A 14,200-nucleotide genomic window follows, 5' to 3' on the forward strand; every position below is an offset into this window, starting at 1 on the left:
AGGAGCACGCGCCGCTCGCGGAGGACCGCGCCCGGGGGGCGCGTCTCCGGTGAGTCTAGCCGAGCAGCTTGGCCAACTTCATGGCCAGCGCCATGTCCATCGGCTTGAACTTGAGCTTGCCCTGCATGGCGGCCATCTGGGCATTGAGCTGCTTGGCGCGGATCTTCACAAAGTCATCGTTGCTGACGGTGACGGTCATCTTCGGGGTGCCCTCGGCGCCCTTCGTCACCCAGCCAGCCGGCTTGGTGCAGTCCAGCGTCCAGGTGCCCCCGTTGTCGCCGGTGATGTTGAAGTGGATGACCGAGTTGATGTCCTTGGCCAACTCCGGCTTCTGCTGCAGCACGGCCGGAATGTCCTGCTCGAGAATGTCCTGCGCGCTCGCCATGACTCTCTCCTTTTGAGGATTGATTGGTGAATCAACGCCGGTTCGGACCGTAATGATGGGGGCCCAGTAGGTCAAGCCAGCAGGTGCCGCTCAACGCCCCGTACTGGCGTGAGCCTGACCCAACGAGCGGCGGACCATGTCCAGCAGATCGTTGAGCTCGAAGGGCTTGGCCAGGTGCCCCACCGCTCCAATGTCCGTGGCCTTGCTGCCCACGTTGCGGTCCGCGCTCAGGACGATGATGGGGATGCGGGCCACGGAGGACTTCTGCCGCATGCGCTGGGCAAACTCCCACCCGTCCATCACCGGCATCATCAAGTCCAGCAGGATGAGCTGGGGTGGATCCGGCTCGAGCCGCTCCAGTGCTTCCTTCCCATTGCGTGCGCGACGGATCTCGAAGCCCTCGGCCTCGAGGATCTCAGAGAGCGCCTCAAGAATGTCGGGGTCGTCATCGACCACCAGCACGACATGGGAACCTGGGTGCTGAAAATTGGCTGAGGACAGATTTTTCTCCTGAGGTTGCGCGCACCCTCGATTTTCTCTCAAGGCGCGGGAAGGTGCGGAAGAAATCAACCAGCTCGTAGGGCAGAGAGGCAGTCTCGTTGCAAAATCGACATTGCCACCCCACCGTTCTCCTAACCCATGAGCGAGGAAACGGCAGGCGTGAGGTACGAGGGGGAACAGCGGAGGGCGGCCGAGGAAGAAGTGCCCGGCTTCGCCATCCTCTCGCGGCGTGGCCATCTGCGGGAAGTGGATGGACGGCTGCGCACCCACCTGGGGGTGGAACGTCTCCCCGAGGTGGTGGGCTCGGTGGCGGAGTTGTTGGAGGGAGCGGGCTTTCGTCGGCGTCCAGGTGCGGACGTGTGGGAGCATGAAGGGCGGTTGCTCCGTGCGGGCGAGCGCCCCATGGAGGACGGTGCGCGGCTGGTGTGGACGCAGCCGCTGGAGGGGGACGAGGAGCTCATCCGGCGCCGCGTCCGTTATCTGGGGCTGGCCTCTCATGATCTGCGGGGCTCCCTGGCCAACGTGCGCTCCTACGCGGCCCTGCTGCTCAATGGCCGCATTCCGCTCGAACCGAAGGCGAAACGCGGGTTGGAAACTATCCTCCGGAACACGGACAAGGCGCTCTCCTTTGCCCAGGATTTCTTCGACGCGAGCCGAGCGGATCTGGGCATGCTGGCGTGCGAACGGGAGCGGCAAGCGCTCGAGCCCCTGCTCGCCAACGCCGTGGAGCACAACCTGGAGGCCGCAGGCACGGCGAGCGTGGCGCTGAGCCTGGAGCTGCCGGACGGGCCTCTGCCGGAGGTGGATGTGGACGGGGGCCGCGTGCAGCACGCCGTGGAGGCCTTCATCCGCCACCACCTGCTGCGCGCCCAGGCAGGGGAGCAGCTCCGCGTGCGGGCACGACCGGAGGGCGGCAGCCTCCGGGTAGAGGTACGGCGCGACGGCGTGCCCCTGTCGGACGAGGAAGCCGAGCTCACCTTTGCGCGTGAGGAGCGCGCCTTCCGAGAGAAGAAGCTGGAGGATCCGCTGCGCCTGGGCCTCGCCCGGCAAGAGGTGGAGGCGCTCGGCGGCTCGGTAGGGGTGACGACGGATGCGGGAGGCAGCACCCTCTTCCTTACACTCCCCATCGCTCTCGCTACCTCGGTGGGCATCCAGGCCTGAATCTCCTCTTCGTCGTGCTGGCGACCCGTACACGTCAAGGCTATCCTGCCTTGGCCATTTTCAAGGAGTGCGTGTGATGGGTCTGAAGATGTCGGAGATTCTGCTGATCATGGGGGTGCTGCTGCTCCTCTTCGGGGGCTCGCGCCTGCCGCAGCTTGGCTCCGCGTTGGGGAGCGCCATCCGCAACTTCAAGCGTGGCTTCGGAGGCGAGGAGTCCGCCGCCGACGACAAGAAGCAGCCGGGGTCGCTCGCCAGCAGCACCACGGTCGAGAAGGACGTCGGCGCCCGGACGGGCAGCCAGCAGAGCTGAGTCCTCCTCGTCTCGCCTCACCGAGCACCGCACCCGAGCCGCCTCCCCTGTCCGGGAGCGCGTGAAAGGTGTCGGTGCTCGAGGCGTTTGTACCGAGGCTCAATCCGCCAGGTCGCCCTTCTCGTAGAGGCCGTCCAGCACCGACTTGTACTTCTGGCTGACGTGCTTGCGCTTCACCTTGAGGCTCGGCGTCAGCTCTCCCGACTCCTGGCTGAAGTCCGACTCGATCACCGCGAAGCGCTTGAGCGTGCTGTAGGACGGGAGCTCCGCGTTCACCTTGTCGAGGATCTCCTGCACCGCGGCCTGAAGCTCCGGCTGGCGGCCCAGCTCCGCGTAGGAGCCGGGGGTCTTGCCCTTCTCGGTGAGCAGCTTGCGCGCGGGCTCCTCGCTCACCGTGACGAGCGCCACCAGGTACTTGCGCTTATCGCCGTGGACCACGGCCTGGCTGATGAGCGGGTGCGTCTTCAGCATGTTCTCGATGTTCTGCGGCGAGATGTTCTTCCCGCCGGACGTGACGATGATGTCCTTCTTGCGATCCGTGATGCGGAGGTAGCCGTCCACGTCCACCTCGCCAATGTCGCCGCTGTGGAACCAGCCATCGGGCTCGAGCACCTCGGCGGTGGACTCGGGGTTCTTGTAGTAGCCCTTCATCACCCCCGGGCCGCGGATGAGGATCTCCCCGTCTTGAGCAATCCGCACGTCGGTGCCGGGCAGCGGCGGGCCCACGGTGCCAAGCTTGATCCGCTCGGGCGGGTTGACGAAGGAGGCGGCCGACGTCTCGGTGAGGCCGTAGCCCTCCAGCACCCTGTAGCCGAGCAGCTCGAAGAAGTACGCGATCTTCCGGGACAGCGGAGCGCCGCCGGAGACGAACAAGCGCAGGTTGCCGCCCAGCTTCGCGTCGAGCTTCGCGCGCACCTTGCTGAACACCAGCTTCCGCGCCAGCGCCAGGCCCACCATGTGGGGCTCACGGCCCTGGTTCTTCGCCTCCACGTACTCGTCGAAGAGCGCGAAGGCCCAGCGCACCAGCCGTCCCTTCACTCCCGGCTCGGCGGTGCCATCGGCCACCACCTTGCTGAAGACCTTCTCGAAGACGCGCGGCACCGCCGGGAGGACGGTGGGGTGCGTCTCCATCAGGTTGTCCATCAGCTTCTCCGTGGACTCGGCGAACACCATGCGGAAGCCCATGGACAGCCACGCGGCCTTCACCACCTGCCCGAAGGAGTGCGCCATGGGCAGGAACATCATCACCGAGTCGGAGGGTAGCATCACCGAGATGCGCTTCACCGCGAGGGCCTCGTAGGACCAGTTGCCGTGGGTGAGCATCACGCCCTTCGGATCGCCCGTGGTGCCAGAGGTGTAGACGATGCAGCAGACGTCGTCCGGGCCCATGGCGCGAGCCCGCTCGTCAAAAGACTCCGGCCGGGCCGCGTGCGCCTCGCGCCCCCGGATCACGAGCGCCTCGAGCGTCAGCTCCATGTCGCCGGAGGGTGAGCCCTCGAAGAGGATGACCTTGCGCACGCTGGGAGACTCGGCGAGCTTCTGCCGCAGGCGAGTGGCGCGCCCAGCCTGCTTGGGCGTCTTCTCGTCATGGTCCACGAAGACGAACGAGGCCTCGGAGTGGTTGAGGATGTAGCGGACCTCGTCCGGGGTGTTGGACGCGTAGATGGGAACGGTGATGGCCTGCGCGGCGGAGATGGCCAGGTCGCACACCACCCATTGCAGGCTGGTATCCGCGAAGACGGCCACGCGCTCGCCCGGCTTCAACCCCAGTGCGAGGAGCCCGGCGGATAACGCCTTCACTTCCTCGAGGATGTGTCCCCAGGTGACGTCTTCCCAGCGACCTCCCGTCTTTCTGCTCGCCGCGACTTTCGCGGGTGACTGCGCCTGTTGGAGCAGCAGTTCGACCAGGTTGCGCGCCGACGCGACGGGAGTGTCTAGCTGGGATTCCGCCCTCATTTGAGTTCCTCCTCAAAGAAATAACGTCCCATGCCCAGCAGAGGTCCGCCGCGCTCGTCCATCGGGTCCAGCCTCAACGCGACGTCCTGGCGCTCGTTGTACTTGCCCTCCAGGTCCACCGAGCCCCCAATGACGAAGGCGGCACCTGCGGTGCCTCTTGCACCGTCAGGTACCGCCTCGTTGGATAGCGGACATGGAATAGGGCTCGGCGGTTACGCGGCGTCCGCCGAAGAAGACGACTGCTGCTCCTCGTCCTGGTTGAAGGCCGCCAGGTAGCGCTCGAGGAAGTTCTTCGTCTTGAGCTCCACCTGCCGCACGCGCTCGCGCGATACGCCCCAGCGCTGGCCCAGCTCCTCCAACGTGCGCGGCTTGTCCTGCGTGAGCCGCTCCTGGAGGATGTCCCAGCCCAGGTCGCCAATGCGCTTGCGAACCTTGGCCAACGCCTCCTGAACCTCCTGATCCTGCTCACGGCCCAGGAAGATCTGCTGAGGCGACGGACCGCTGTCCTCCAGCCGATCCAAGAAGGTCGTCTCTCCCTCCTCGTCGATGCTCGCATCGAGCGAGAAGTCCGTCATGCTGCCACGCTCGGACTCGCCGCCGCGCACCTGGCTGCGGTTGTCCTTCAGGTACCGGGTGATGTAGGCGCGGATCCACCACACCGCGTAGGTGGCGAAGCGCACGTTCTTCTTCGGATCGAAGTGCTCGATCGCCTTCATCAGGCCTACATTGCCTTCCTGGATGAGGTCGTCCAGCCGGGCGCCACGGTTGGCGAACTTCTTCGCCACCGCCACCACGAAGGCCAGGTTGGACGTCGCGAGCGTCTGCCTCGCGGACTCATCTCCCTTGCGAGCGCGCCGGGCCAGCTCGTACTCCTGCTCTCGGGTCAGCTGCGAATGATCCCCGAGGTGACGCAGGTAGTGCGACAGGCCCTCGGCTCCATACTTCATCGTCCTGTTCGCCATGTTTCGCGTCTCCGTTCCCTTGTGTCGGACGCGCTCGCCCCCCGGTTCCGCGTCCACATCTCTAGGACGCACAACGTGCCGAAGGGTTTCTCATTTCCGTTCCGGGGTATTTCTCCCGCTTACCCTATCGACAAGCGGGCCAGGCCAGTCACGGGAGCGTGACGAGCCAGGAGCCGGGTGGACAATGACCTCTGCCCTCGGAGAGCTCGCGTATCCGCGTAGGACTAAGAACGCTTGGGCGCGGGAAAGATTTTCTCAGGGTTCAGAAGACCTGAAGGATCGAAGAAGCCCTTCAGGCGGCGCTGGAGGTCCAGGACGGCCTCGGGCTGTTCCAGCGCCAAATATTCCCGCTTGGCGTGCCCAACTCCATGCTCGCCCGTGATGGTGCCCCCCATGGAGACGGTGATTTCCAGCATGCGGTGGATGGCGGTCTCCACCAGGGCGCGCTGATGCGGGCCCTCATAAAGGATGTTGGCGTGCAGGTTTCCGTCCCCCGCGTGGCCATACGTGGCCACTGGCAGACCGAGCTCCCCTCCCATCTTCTTGAGCGCCAGGATGATGTCGGGAATACGGGACCGGGGTACTGCGATGTCCTCTGAAATCTTGTGCGGCCGAAGGGTTCGCAGGGCCCTGGAGACCTCCCGGCGGGCCGCCCAGAGCTTTTCTCGCTGGGACTCGTCCTGGGCCACGAGGACTTCCTTGGCGCCGTGCTGCTCGCAGATCTCCCCGAGCTGCGCGAGCTCCGCGAACAAGCCCTCCTCCACGTTGCCATCCACCTCGGCGATGACGGCCGAGCCAGCGCCCGGAGGGAAGTTGAAGCCCCGGCCATCCACGGCCTTGAGGGCTACGTCGTCGATGAGCTCCAGCGTGCGCGGGAGGATGCCGGCTGCCAGCACGGCGGTGATGGCGCGCGCGGCGGTGTGCACCGAGTCGAAAACGACGAGGGCCGTCTTCACGTGCCGGGGCTTGGGGATGAGCTGGACGGTGATCTCCGTGGCCACCCCGAGCGTGCCCTCGGAGCCCACGAAGAGCCCCACCAGATCGTAGCCCGCCACACCTTTAATGGTGCGGCGGCCCACGCGGAGGACCTCGCCGGTGGGCAGCACCCACTCCAGGCCGATGATGTAGTCGCGGGTGACGCCGTACTTGAGGGCCCGAGGGCCGCCGGCATTCTCCGCCACGTTGCCGCCCATCGTGCAGAACTCCCACGAGTTCGGGTCCGGCGGATAGAAGAGCCCCTGCTCCTCTACAGCCTTCATCAGCTCGCCAGTGATGACGCCCGGCTGCACCACCGCGGTGAGGTCCTCCACGGACACGGAGAGGATGCGGTTCATCCGCTCCAGGCTCACCGCTACGCCCCCCAAGAGAGCAAGCGAGCCGCCGCTCTTTCCACTGCGCGCGCCGCAAGGCGTGAAGGGCACCCCGAGCGACTGGCAGACACGGAAGACGGCGGACACCTGCTCGGTGTTCTCAGGGAAGACCACGAGATCCGGCGGGTAGATGCCCGAGTCAGACTCGTCCTTGGAGTAGTTGTGCAGGGTGGACTCGTCGCGGCGCACCTGTCCGGGCGAGAGCACCTCCACCAGCGCGGCGTACGCGCGCTCCATGAGGGAAGGGTCAACTCGGGGAAACATCCGCTCCGCAGGCAGGCTCATCGTCTCGTGGCTCCCAGTCGCGCCCACAGCTCGCGGCGCAGCGCTCCGTCCTTGCGCAGCAGGCCCTCATACGCCTCCGCGTGCGTGCGAGCGTCTCGCTGACGGTCTCCCCGGATGCGCAGGCACGCCTGCTCCGCCTCAATGATGCAGGCCGTGGCCGGGCTCTTCAGCACGCGAGCCAGCGAGGAGGCCACCTCGCGCGCCAGGTCCTCCTGGAGGATCAGCCGGTGCGCGAAGCAGTCCACCAGCGCGCTCAACCGGCCGAAGCCCACCACGCGCTTCGCCGGCATGTAGGCCACGTGCGCTCGGCCCTCGAAAGGCAGCAGGTGGTGCGGACACATGGAGTGGAAGCGCAGGTCCGTCACCACCACCATCTCCCCCGACGAGTTCGCCGGCGCGGGGAACGTCTCGCCCAACGCCTCCTCCGGCGTGCGCCCGTAGCCGTCGAGGAATTCCTCCGCCCAGGCCTCGGCCACTCGCTCCGGCGTCTCCGCGAGGTTGGGGTCGACCTCCAACGGCAGGCCCGCCGCGCGGAGGAAGTCTTGGACGGCCGTGGCCATGGCCGCCCGGTCGGGCTTCACGCCTTTCGACACGTCACGCGGTACTCGGGGCTTTCCCACAGGCGGCGCTCCTTCGCGTCCTTCGAGTCCAGGCACTTCAGGGGGCGCGCAACCTACCCGAAGCCGCCACCTGAATCTCGTCCCCGATGACACGTACAGCGAAGATGCGCACCCGCTCGCCAGGATTCGTCGGGCTGTCGCCCGTGCGAACATCAAAGGCCCAGGCGTGGAGGGGACAATAGAGGAGGCACCCGTCCTGGTCCCCCTCCGACAGGGGCCCGCCCCGGTGCGGACACGCTTGCTGAAGGGCATACAGCCGTCCCTCCACCCGGACCAGCGCCACCGTCTCCTCCCCTACCTCCACCACCGCCCGGCCTCGCTCGTCCAAGTCCCCCAGGCGCGCCACGGGAATGAAGTGCTCGTCGGCCTGTCCGTTCATCGGTTGCTCTTCAACCTTCAGTGGCGATGCGCCCCTCCCCACGTGAATAGGAGGGGGGGCCCCTCGTCGCATCCTTGACACCCCTCCAAGGTACCAGTAGAGCAAATAATTACCGTTTTCCTGCCTGATGCGAATCCGCGCACACATCGCTGGTCACCTCATCGCCACGCTGCTGGTGGCGCTCTGGGTTGCCCAGCCGGTGCTCGCCCTCGTGCATGCGCAGGAGCACGTCCACCGCTATTGCCCGACGCACCGCGCCTTCGAGGAGGCCTCGGCCAACAGGGGCAACGCACTCTCCGCACAGCTCCGGGACGCGAAGTCCTTCGAGAAGCTGCCACCCACCCCAGCGGGGCCGCTCCGTCACGAGGAGTGCGCCTTCGTCTCGCTCAGCGCGCGGGAGGAGTTCCACCCCCCCGAGGCCGTGCCCGTCATCCAGGCCTGCCTCGAGGTGAGCCGTCCGGCCACCGCGCCGCCCCGGCCCCTGCCCTCGCTGTCCGTCCTCGATATCGCTCCCAAGGCATCGCCTCCAGCGCACGTCTAGCGCTGTCGAAGCGAAGTCCTGGTGCGGCGTCCGCCTTCTTCGCGGGACGTCTGGTTTCGAGGAGTCCTTGTGTCCCCCACATCGTGCCGGCTCGCCGGCCTCGTCATCTGTCTGTCGTTCTGCCTCTCCCTGTCCGCGTCGGCCCAGACCGCTCCGGACGCGGGTACACCCACCGAAGAGCCTGCGCCCGACACGGGCCTGTCCGCCGAGGACATGAAGGACATCGAGGAGGCGCTCGGAAAGGACGCCGCCGCGGCTGCTCAGGAGGGCTCCACACCTGCTCCGGCCACCCCGGCCCCTTCGTCCTCCAGCGGGGTGACGATCACCCCGACGAACGTCAACGTCCACGGGCTGGATCTGGCCTTCATCCTCGACGTGGCGGCGGCGGCCTTCACGGCGAAGGAGCCCCTACAGTCGGGAGGGCATGATCCGACCACCAGCGGCTTCAACTTCCAGCAGCTGGAGCTGTCGCTCAACACAGCGGTGGACCCGTACTTCCGCTTCACGGGCAACATCGTCTTCAGTCAGTTCGGCGTCGAGGTGGAGGAGGCGTACGCCACCACCACCAACCTGCCCGCCAACCTCCAGCTGCGCGCCGGCCAGTTCCTCACCCACTTCGGCCGCATCAACCCCACGCACCCACACTCGTGGGACTTCGTGGACCAGCCCTTCGCCATCGGCCGCATCTTCGGCGGCGAGGGCAACCGCGGGTTGGGCGTGGAGGGCTCCTGGCTCACCCCGCTGCCCTGGTACGTGGAGGTGGTGGGCTCCATCACCGATGCCAGCGGTGAGTCCACGGCGCGCAGCTTCCTCGGCGGTGGAGGCGGTGGAGTCACCTCCCCCCTCGACTTCCAGTTCACCGGAGCGGTGAAGCAGTTCTTCCCGCTGTCGGATGACCTGTCGCTGCTGTGGGGGCTGTCAGCCGCCAACGGACCCAACCCCACCGGCTACCAGAACCGCACCGACGTGTTCGGCACGGACGTGTACCTCAAGTACAGGCCCGTCTCGGGGGGCAGCACCACGCAGGTAACTCTCCAGGGAGAGATCTTCTACCGACGCCGGCAGGCCCCCCAGGACGTGCTGTCCGACTTCAACGGGTACGGTCAGGTTCTCTGGCGCTTTGCCCAGCGCTGGGCCGTCGCCGGCCGCTACGAGTTCGGCAGCCCCACACGCAATCAGGGTGGCGCCCTTGCGGACGATCCGCTCGACCCTGAGTGGACTGCCAACCGACAGCGCCTCTCCGCCAACGTCACCTTCTGGCCTACGGAGTTCTCTCGCCTGCGCCTGCAGGGGGCGACCGACCGCATCGGCTGGCGCGATCGCCCGGATTACTCCGTCTTCCTCGCACTCGAAGTTGTGATGGGCGCACACGGCGCCCACTCCTTCTGAACCTCTTTCGCTCCGGAGTCTTCGATGAGCACCTTTCGATTCCTGGCCGCCCTGAGTGCCACCCTCCTCTGCCTCCTCTCCTTCCCTGCCCGCGCTGCTCTAAAGGTCGTGACGTCGGTGTCGGACCTCGCCGCGCTCGCCAAGGCCGTGGGCGGCGAGCATGTACAGGTCACCTCGCTCGCCCCGTCCACGCAGGACCCGCACTTCGTGGATGCCAGGCCTCACCTCGCCCTCGAGCTCAACCGCGCGGACCTGCTGATCGCCATCGGCCTGGAGCTGGAGGTGGGTTGGCTGCCCACGCTCCAGAACGGTGCCCGCAACAATCGCATCCTCTCCGGCAGCCCTGGTTACCTGGAGGTGTTCCAGTTCATCCGCACGCTGGAGGTCCCCACCACGCGCGTGGACCGCAGCCAGGGTGACATCCACGCGGGGGGCAACCCTCACTTCCTCTATGACCCGCGCGCGGGCCTGGCCGTGGCCAGGGGCATCGCCGACCGGATGATCGCCCTGGATGGAAAGAACGCGGACGCCTACCGCGCCAACCTGGCGAAGTTCACCGCTGAGCTGGAGAAGGCCATCCCCGTCTGGCAGCAGCGTCTGGCCGGGCTCAAGGGCGCGCCCCTCATCGCCTACCACAGGACGACTGCGTACCTCGCTGACTGGCTGGGCTTCGACGCCATCACCTACCTCGAGCCCAAGCCCGGCATCCCGCCCAACCCCGCCCACGTGGCCCAGGTGCTCGGGCTCGCGCGCCAGAAGAAGGCCCGGATGATCCTCCAGGAGGAGTACTACCCGTCCACGACCTCCAAGCTGGTGGCGGGCAAGGTCCCCGCTCCCCTCGTCATCATCCCCGGCGGCGCCGACTTCCGCGCCGGGCAGACGTACCTCCAGCGCATCGAGGAACTGGTGACGCGCCTCGAAAACGGCCTCAAGGGAAAGGGGACCTGAGCCATGAACCGCGCTCTCCTCTTCCTCTGCGGCCTGACGCTCGGCGGCTGCGCGTGGGAACCCGGCCAGGGCTTCGCGGTGGTGGAGCCCACCGTTCGTGCCGCGTACGAGCCCCTCCCCGAGCGCGCCGCGGAGAATGGCTACCAGCGGCTGAGCTCGGACTACCAGGTGCGCGTGGACTCGGCCGCGATGCGGGTGTCCGACATCGAGCTGATCGCCAGCGCAGGTGGCTCGGGCGGAGGCTTCGATCCCGCCAATCCGCCTCCAGGCTACTCGCTGTGCCACGGCGGCCACTGCCACCGCGATGACGGGGCGCTCATCCCCTACGAGCAGGTGGCCGCGGAGATGGGCGGTGGCGGAGGCTCGCGCACCGTGGTGACGCTCCCCGTGGGCGAGCCCCTGAACCTGCTGACCCCTGAGACACGCGCGGTGGGCTGCGAGCCGGAGTGCGCACTGCCCCAGACGCAGGTGTCCCAGGGCCGCTGGGGTGTCGAGTCGCTGCGCTTCGAAGGCACCGTGCGCGACAGCCGCGCCACGCCGCGCATCCCGGACGAGCGCCGCTTCATCCTGGACCTCGCTCCGGCCGCGGGCAGCGACGAGCCAGTGGTGGTGTTCAGTGGCACGGTGGACCTGGCCTCGGACCGGTCGCATCCGCCGGAGACGAAGCTGGACCTGAACCTGGTGCTGACGGCCGCGCTCTTCGACGTCGTGGACTGGAGCACGCTGACGCAGGACTCGGACGGTGTGGTGACCATCAATGCCACAACCAACGCCGCGGCGCGCGCGGCGCTGGTGGAGCGACTGGCGAGTGTCTCCCCCGAAGCGGAGGTGACCCATGGCTCACGGTGAGCACGCCCCAACGCAGGCGCCATCCCCGTCCGCGCATCAGCACGGGTCCGACCTGCTCCTGTGCTGCGAGGAGCTGGTCATCGGCTACCAGGGCAAGGCGCTGCTGCCCCCCATCAACCTCCAGGTGCGCCGTGGCACCTTCCTGGCCGTCATCGGCCGCAACGGCTCGGGCAAGAGCACGTGGTTCAAGACGCTGCTGGGCCTGCAGCAGCCCGTGTCCGGCCGCGTGTTCCGCTCTGGCCCGGACGTCAAGAGCGCCTACGTGCCACAGAGCTCCGGCATCGACGGAATGCTCCCGGTGCGCTCGCGCGAGCTGGTGCACTGGGGACGGCTGTCCGGGTGGAACTTCCTGCGGCCCTTCTCCACGCACAAGGATCGGACGGCGGTGGAAGCGGCGCTGGAGTCCGCCGGAGCCGGCCCCATCGCCAACCGCCCCTACCGCGAGCTATCCGAGGGCCAGAAGCAGCGCGCCCTGCTCGCACGGGTGCTGGCCACCGAGGCGGACCTGGTGCTGCTGGACGAGCCCACCGCCGCCATGGACGCCGTGGCCGAGCGGGAGACCATGCAGCGCCTGGCGGAGCTGGCGCGCACGCAGCGCCTGGCCGTGGTGGTGGTGAGCCACGATCTGCGCGTGGCCGCCGAGTTCGCCAACCAGCTCCTCTTCGTGGACCGGGAGGCCCCGGCTGTGGTTCTTGGGGACGCCAACACGGTCTTCTGCCATCCTGCCTTCCGGCACCAATACGGCGACGATTACTGCCCCCATCATCCCCCTTCAGGACACCCTCTTGGACCCGCAGCTGGTTGAGACCACCTCCTGGGCACAATTCTGGGACGCCTTCGAGCTGTTCCGGGACCCGATGCTCTGCGCCCTCATCGCGGGGAGCGTGCTCGGGTTCCTCAGCGTCTACGTGGTGCTGAGGCGCATGGTGTTCGTCAGCGCCGCGGTGACGCAATCGGCCGGTCTGGGCGTTGCGCTGGCCTTCTACGCGGAGATCCACCTGGGCCTGCACGTGGCGCCCACGCTGGGCGCCGTGATCCTCTCGTTGCTGGCCACACTGCTGCTGATGATGGATCCGGCGCGGCTGCGCATCTCTCGCGAGAGCATGCTGGGCCTGGCCTATGCGCTCACGGGCGGCGCGGCCATCCTCGTGGGCGACCGCATCTCCCAGGAGGCCCATGACATTCAAGGCATCCTCTTCGGCACGGCGGTGCTGGTCGAGCAACCCCAGCTCATCGCCGTGGCCGTGGTGGGCGTCCTCACACTCCTCATCCACCTGTGGTGGTTCCGCGGCCTCACCTTCGCCAGCTTCGATCGCACCGGAGCCATGGTGCAGGGGCTGCCCGTGCGTTCGCTCGACGCGGTGCTGATGATCTCCATCGGGTTGATGGTGGGTGTGTCGGCGCGAGCCCTCGGCGCGCTGCCGGTGTTCGCCTTCTCCACCCTGTCGGCCATCGCCGCGCTGGTGCTGGACCTGCGGCTGCCGGGCACCTTCCTGCTGGCCACCATCGCCGGCGCCATCTCCGGCCTGGGCGGCTACCTCTTCGCCTATTTCTACAACTTCCCCGTGGGTGCCTCGCAGACGGTGCTCTCGGGCATGATTGTGCTGCTGGCACTCGTCGTGCGGGGCCTGAAGCAGCTCCTGCTGGGCAGGGCGAGTCGCTGAGGCCCCGCCCGCCATGCCACCGCGCGTCTTAACGGACCGCGGCGGAGACCTTCTTGAACTCGGGGGTACCCGCGCATCCGAGCAGGTCGAACAGCGCGGCCTCCACCGTGACGATGTGGGCCCCCGCCTCGCGGCACATCTCCAGGCCCACACGCCGGTCCTCCGCGTTGCGTGACATCACCGCGTCCGCGCACAGCAGCGGGGTGAAGCCCTTCTCCGCCAGATCTCTCACCGTCTGGAAGACGCAGACGTGCGTCTCCATGCCCACGAGGAGAACCTGCTTGCGCTCGCCCAGCCGCGTCGCCACGTCCGGCACGCACGCGCTGAACTCGAGCTTCTCCACCGCGGAGTAGTTGCCCAGCCGCATCTTCACCAGCGAGTGCGTGGGCCCCAGGCCCTTGGGGTACTGCTCGGTGACGATCACCGGCAGCTCGAGCGCCTTCGCGCCCTCGATGGCGGCATTGGTGCGGTTGATCATCCGATCCAGCGCGTCCCGCTCCATGGCGGCGCACAGGCGCTCCTGGATGTCGATGACGAGTAGCGCGGCCTGGTCTCTCTTGAGGTGGAAGGTGGGCATGAAGGCAATCCTCTCGGTGGGAGCCCAGCCTTCCCCGAAGCCACGCCCGCTCGTCAAGCGTGCCGCACGCGTCCCCCCGAGATGCCGGGAGGTGGACGCACCGAACAACCAGGGATTGACGCTTCCCGGCGGCCGCTCTCATGTTCGGAACGAGCCTCAGCCATCGGCAGCCTCCAGCCGCCGAAGACGACGAACACGTGGGCGAGTTCGTCATCGACGGGCTGATCGTCGCCGCGCGCCAGCTCGCCCATCTGGCACAGGCGTCGCTGGGCGCTTCGGCGTAGCCGGCAACGGCTCGCCGAT

At 67.5% G+C, this 14,200-nt stretch carries 18 protein-coding genes; 9 read left to right on the top strand and 9 right to left on the bottom strand.

Annotated elements, in window-relative coordinates; all coding sequences use genetic code 11:
- Window positions 1–55: 55 nt before the first annotated feature.
- Both F0U60_RS34840 and F0U60_RS34845 read right to left on the bottom strand, forming a co-directional pair.
- Window positions 56–385, bottom strand: coding sequence for an SCP2 sterol-binding domain-containing protein (locus F0U60_RS34840; protein ID WP_395806373.1), 330 nt, complete (start codon window positions 383–385; stop codon window positions 56–58).
- A 90-nt stretch (window positions 386–475) separates the two neighbouring features.
- Window positions 476–847, bottom strand: coding sequence for a response regulator (locus F0U60_RS34845; protein WP_395806374.1), 372 nt, complete (start codon window positions 845–847; stop codon window positions 476–478).
- A gap of 627 nt (window positions 848–1,474) precedes the next feature.
- On the opposite strand from F0U60_RS34845, the gene F0U60_RS34850 reads away from it, so the two are divergent.
- Complete coding sequence (locus tag F0U60_RS34850; RefSeq protein WP_395806375.1) at window positions 1,475–2,047, top strand: sensor histidine kinase; 573 nt, start codon at window positions 1,475–1,477, stop codon at window positions 2,045–2,047.
- 76 nt (window positions 2,048–2,123) lie between these two features.
- A complete protein-coding gene (locus tag F0U60_RS34855; RefSeq protein WP_395806376.1) occupies window positions 2,124–2,357 on the top strand; it encodes a twin-arginine translocase TatA/TatE family subunit in 234 nt (77 codons plus the stop codon).
- A 99-nt stretch (window positions 2,358–2,456) separates the two neighbouring features.
- On the opposite strand, the gene F0U60_RS34860 is transcribed toward F0U60_RS34855, so the two are convergent.
- The 6 genes from F0U60_RS34860 to F0U60_RS34885 all read right to left on the bottom strand — a co-directional run bounded on the left by F0U60_RS34860 (window position 2,457) and on the right by F0U60_RS34885 (window position 7,929).
- A complete protein-coding gene (locus F0U60_RS34860; protein ID WP_395806377.1) occupies window positions 2,457–4,313 on the bottom strand; it encodes an AMP-dependent synthetase/ligase in 1,857 nt (618 codons plus the stop codon).
- Complete coding sequence (locus tag F0U60_RS34865) at window positions 4,310–4,432, bottom strand: hypothetical protein (RefSeq protein ID WP_395806378.1); 123 nt, start codon at window positions 4,430–4,432, stop codon at window positions 4,310–4,312. Before F0U60_RS34865 ends, F0U60_RS34860 begins: the two co-directional genes overlap by 4 nt.
- Before the next feature lie 93 nt (window positions 4,433–4,525).
- Complete coding sequence (locus tag F0U60_RS34870; protein ID WP_395806379.1) at window positions 4,526–5,275, bottom strand: RNA polymerase sigma factor RpoD/SigA; 750 nt, start codon at window positions 5,273–5,275, stop codon at window positions 4,526–4,528.
- 224 nt (window positions 5,276–5,499) lie between these two features.
- Window positions 5,500–6,930 carry an FAD-binding oxidoreductase gene (locus tag F0U60_RS34875; RefSeq protein ID WP_395806380.1) on the bottom strand — a complete coding sequence of 477 codons (1,431 nt, stop codon included), beginning with the start codon at window positions 6,928–6,930 and terminating at the stop codon, window positions 5,500–5,502.
- Entirely contained in the window at window positions 6,927–7,490 is a 564-nt protein-coding gene (gene folE / locus F0U60_RS34880) for a GTP cyclohydrolase I (protein ID WP_395825592.1), read from the bottom strand. The genes F0U60_RS34875 and folE overlap by 4 nt, the downstream gene beginning before the upstream one ends.
- A 97-nt stretch (window positions 7,491–7,587) precedes the next feature.
- On the bottom strand, window positions 7,588–7,929 hold the full coding sequence (locus F0U60_RS34885) for a Rieske (2Fe-2S) protein (RefSeq protein ID WP_395806381.1): 342 nt from the start codon (window positions 7,927–7,929) through the stop codon (window positions 7,588–7,590).
- Between the two features lie 127 nt (window positions 7,930–8,056).
- Here F0U60_RS34885 and F0U60_RS34890 point away from each other — a divergent pair, with 127 nt between their 5' ends.
- The 6 genes from F0U60_RS34890 to F0U60_RS34915 all read left to right on the top strand — a co-directional run bounded on the left by F0U60_RS34890 (window position 8,057) and on the right by F0U60_RS34915 (window position 13,320).
- Complete coding sequence (locus tag F0U60_RS34890; protein WP_395806382.1) at window positions 8,057–8,470, top strand: hypothetical protein; 414 nt, start codon at window positions 8,057–8,059, stop codon at window positions 8,468–8,470.
- A 69-nt stretch (window positions 8,471–8,539) separates the two neighbouring features.
- Window positions 8,540–9,859 (top strand): zinc-regulated TonB-dependent outer membrane receptor, encoded by a 1,320-nt coding sequence (locus tag F0U60_RS34895; protein ID WP_395806383.1) that lies wholly within the window; start codon window positions 8,540–8,542, stop codon window positions 9,857–9,859.
- A gap of 24 nt (window positions 9,860–9,883) precedes the next feature.
- Window positions 9,884–10,807 (top strand): metal ABC transporter substrate-binding protein, encoded by a 924-nt coding sequence (locus tag F0U60_RS34900; RefSeq protein ID WP_395806384.1) that lies wholly within the window; start codon window positions 9,884–9,886, stop codon window positions 10,805–10,807.
- A gap of 3 nt (window positions 10,808–10,810) precedes the next feature.
- Complete coding sequence (locus tag F0U60_RS34905; RefSeq protein WP_395806385.1) at window positions 10,811–11,656, top strand: hypothetical protein; 846 nt, start codon at window positions 10,811–10,813, stop codon at window positions 11,654–11,656.
- A complete protein-coding gene (locus F0U60_RS34910; protein ID WP_395806386.1) occupies window positions 11,643–12,461 on the top strand; it encodes a metal ABC transporter ATP-binding protein in 819 nt (272 codons plus the stop codon). The genes F0U60_RS34905 and F0U60_RS34910 overlap by 14 nt, the downstream gene beginning before the upstream one ends.
- A complete protein-coding gene (locus F0U60_RS34915) occupies window positions 12,442–13,320 on the top strand; it encodes a metal ABC transporter permease (protein WP_395806387.1) in 879 nt (292 codons plus the stop codon). The genes F0U60_RS34910 and F0U60_RS34915 overlap by 20 nt, the downstream gene beginning before the upstream one ends.
- A 28-nt stretch (window positions 13,321–13,348) precedes the next feature.
- Here F0U60_RS34915 and F0U60_RS34920 read toward each other — a convergent pair whose 3' ends face one another.
- Window positions 13,349–13,897: an isochorismatase family protein gene (locus F0U60_RS34920; RefSeq protein ID WP_395806388.1), complete on the bottom strand. Its 549-nt coding sequence runs from the start codon at window positions 13,895–13,897 to the stop codon at window positions 13,349–13,351.
- Window positions 13,898–14,037: 140 nt separating this feature from the next.
- Here F0U60_RS34920 and F0U60_RS34925 point away from each other — a divergent pair, with 140 nt between their 5' ends.
- Window positions 14,038–14,181 (top strand): hypothetical protein, encoded by a 144-nt coding sequence (locus F0U60_RS34925; protein WP_395806389.1) that lies wholly within the window; start codon window positions 14,038–14,040, stop codon window positions 14,179–14,181.
- Window positions 14,182–14,200: the final 19 nt, after the last annotated feature.

The organism is Archangium minus, from assembly GCF_044360475.1.
GTDB classification, from domain to species: domain Bacteria; phylum Myxococcota; class Myxococcia; order Myxococcales; family Myxococcaceae; genus Archangium; species Archangium minus.

Bases quoted from the DNA above. Each gene is read 5' to 3' on its own strand.
- F0U60_RS34840 (WP_395806373.1), bottom strand. From the start codon at position 385: ATGGCGAGCGCGCAGGACATTCTCGAGCAGGACATTCCGGCCGTGCTG.
- F0U60_RS34860 (WP_395806377.1), bottom strand. From the start codon at position 4,313: ATGAGGGCGGAATCCCAGCTAGACACTCCCGTCGCGTCGGCGCGCAAC.
- F0U60_RS34920 (WP_395806388.1), bottom strand. From the start codon at position 13,897: ATGCCCACCTTCCACCTCAAGAGAGACCAGGCCGCGCTACTCGTCATC.
- F0U60_RS34890 (WP_395806382.1), top strand. From the start codon at position 8,057: ATGCGAATCCGCGCACACATCGCTGGTCACCTCATCGCCACGCTGCTG.
- F0U60_RS34925 (WP_395806389.1), top strand. From the start codon at position 14,038: ATGTTCGGAACGAGCCTCAGCCATCGGCAGCCTCCAGCCGCCGAAGAC.
- F0U60_RS34875 (WP_395806380.1), bottom strand. From the start codon at position 6,930: ATGAGCCTGCCTGCGGAGCGGATGTTTCCCCGAGTTGACCCTTCCCTC.
- folE (WP_395825592.1), bottom strand. From the start codon at position 7,490: ATGGCCACGGCCGTCCAAGACTTCCTCCGCGCGGCGGGCCTGCCGTTG.
- F0U60_RS34870 (WP_395806379.1), bottom strand. From the start codon at position 5,275: ATGGCGAACAGGACGATGAAGTATGGAGCCGAGGGCCTGTCGCACTAC.
- F0U60_RS34855 (WP_395806376.1), top strand. From the start codon at position 2,124: ATGGGTCTGAAGATGTCGGAGATTCTGCTGATCATGGGGGTGCTGCTG.
- F0U60_RS34905 (WP_395806385.1), top strand. From the start codon at position 10,811: ATGAACCGCGCTCTCCTCTTCCTCTGCGGCCTGACGCTCGGCGGCTGC.
- F0U60_RS34900 (WP_395806384.1), top strand. From the start codon at position 9,884: ATGAGCACCTTTCGATTCCTGGCCGCCCTGAGTGCCACCCTCCTCTGC.
- F0U60_RS34885 (WP_395806381.1), bottom strand. From the start codon at position 7,929: ATGAACGGACAGGCCGACGAGCACTTCATTCCCGTGGCGCGCCTGGGG.
- F0U60_RS34910 (WP_395806386.1), top strand. From the start codon at position 11,643: ATGGCTCACGGTGAGCACGCCCCAACGCAGGCGCCATCCCCGTCCGCG.